This is a genomic window from Armatimonas sp., assembly GCF_043760365.1.
In the GTDB taxonomy this organism is placed as follows: Bacteria; Armatimonadota; Armatimonadia; order Armatimonadales; family Armatimonadaceae; genus Armatimonas.
The window spans coordinates 1-1,930 of sequence record NZ_JAYUPA010000307.1 but is presented as its reverse complement, the minus strand read 5'-3'; the positions used below and the strand labels follow the sequence as shown (position 1 = coordinate 1,930).

The following is a 1,930-nucleotide window of genomic DNA, read 5'->3' as shown; positions in this document are numbered from 1 at the left end:
CGGACAAAGAAGTGGGTATCTACAATTGCATGGGGCAGTGCGCCTAGTCCGGGCTTGACTGCGACACTGCCCTTGCGCATGGTCTTGCTGTCGCCCTCACCGGTGGGCATCAGGCTGCTCATCAGTGCCGCGCCCGCACTCGTGCCCCCGACGACTTTCTTGTCCCGCAGGCGCATCGCCAGCTCCGTGCCCGCGAAAGTCGCCATCAGGACATTCTGATCGCCGCCCGGAATCCAGACCCCAGCGGCTTTCTCCAGCGCCGCCAGCGCTTCGGAAACACCCACCGGAGCCAGCACATCTTTAGCCCCGTTTTCCCGCAGCCAGTCCGCCGAGCGCTTCGCCTTACCCGCCACATCCTCGCCCGTGTGCGCCAGCACAACAATTCGTGCTTGAGGGCCGCCGCTAAGCTCGATCAGCCGCTTCGTCGTCTCTGGAGCCGTCGTCCCACCGCCGTGCAGAATCACCGTTTGCATAGACAGAGTGTACCGTGCCCGCTACTTTTTGGGCTGAATAACGATGTTACTCAGCCCTAGCCCTTGCACTAATACAAGCTCTGGCATCACGACCTTATGACTGAGAGCCCTTAGTGCAACATCCAGTGCTTTCAGAGTGTTTTAGGGGATTCGTCCTTCAAAAAACGCTAGTACCCACTGGGGCGGAAAAACTAGTGGGCTGTTGTCAGTAAGGAGCGCGTGGTGAGTTCGCCGTCGAGGTAGTAGTGATCAAAGGGAACACTGTCCAGACGAACGGGGATGATGTCCACAAACTCAATAAGGCAGAGCTCGGCGCGGAAACGCATCGCGGAGTCACCGTCGGAGAACGCCGCAAGGTACTCGTCGCCACTCTGACGTAGGCAGACGAACTCTGCGGTGTCGATATGGCGCAGTGTGTAGACTGTCCGCATAAAATCGGCTTGATGGTGCTCGAAGGAACGCATAGTTCAAGTATCGGCAGGTTTTGTTGGCTCCCTTAGAGAAATAGTCACTATGATTCTGCGGCGTGACGAGGACCTTGCCTTTCAGCTCACCCTTCCGCGCGCCTGGTTTCGCAGCAGTACCCAGACGCGTCTCCCCGAGCGGCTCACCACGACCGTGGAGCTGGTGCGCGGCAGCGTTGTGCTGCGGCTCCTAGGAATGCCCCAAAAACCCGACGAGCCCACACTGGATTTCTCCGGACGGATTCAGGCAATGGGCGGAGTGGATCAGGGCCAGGGGCGCTTGCGTGTACCGGGCAGTGCGGCGCAGAGCGTGGAGGTCAGCCAGGCGCTCGATGGCTCGCTCCAGCTCCAGCGCAGCGGCCTGCGAGGGACTGTCACGCCCGCGAAAAACAGCCTTGGTGCGGTGCACGAAGCCCTGCTCTGGTTCGGACTGGGGCGCTTACTGCGACGCGGCAGCCCAGTGGAGCAGGCGCTCACTCTCCTCCGGGAAGAGGCCACGCCGGGGCTCCTCTCCGGAACACTTTTCCTGACCGAAGAGCGCGAGGAGCCGCTCAAGCTCCGCGACGAAGTCGTGATGGCGCGGCGGCTGCGCTACCGTACCCTGGAGCTGGGCTACCCTAAGGAGCGGGAGCGCGGTGCCCTCTGGGTGGGGCCGCAGGGCGAGGTGCTCAAGAGTGATCTGCTCCCCCAACAAACCGCTGTCGCCGCTATGGCACTGGAAAAGGGAAGCCCCGCCTTCGTCCTCAAAGCCCTTGACGGTGCCTCCTACCGCGCCGAGCAAGGAACCAACGGATGGTCTGTCACCCACTCCGCAGGAAATTTCGAGGCGGAGCTGGACTTTGAGCGCCGCCTGCGCCGGGTCACCAGCCGCCTGAGCGGGACACCGCTCAATGGGGAGTGGGATGGCACGGTGCTGCGCTACGCCTACCCGTCGCTCTTGCCCAAGTTCGCCGACATCCCCGACGGTGGCATCGCCCTCTTTCTGGCCTCCCT

3 protein-coding genes are annotated in these 1,930 nt (G+C 62.2%); 1 reads left to right on the top strand and 2 read right to left on the bottom strand.

Features of this window, described 5'->3' with window-relative positions; translation table 11 throughout:
• Together ACH2EH_RS07360 and ACH2EH_RS07355 are read right to left on the bottom strand one after the other, a co-directional pair.
• A partial coding sequence (locus tag ACH2EH_RS07360; RefSeq protein WP_395140359.1) for a Type 1 glutamine amidotransferase-like domain-containing protein occupies positions 1-473 on the bottom strand: 473 nt, incomplete at its 3' end.
• Positions 474-664: 191 nt separating this feature from the next.
• Positions 665-937, bottom strand: coding sequence for a hypothetical protein (locus ACH2EH_RS07355; RefSeq protein WP_395140357.1), 273 nt, complete (start codon positions 935-937; stop codon positions 665-667).
• Positions 938-986: 49 nt separating this feature from the next.
• On the opposite strand from ACH2EH_RS07355, the gene ACH2EH_RS07350 reads away from it, so the two are divergent.
• The coding region (locus ACH2EH_RS07350) for a hypothetical protein (protein ID WP_395140355.1) at positions 987-1,930 on the top strand (944 nt) is incomplete at its 3' end.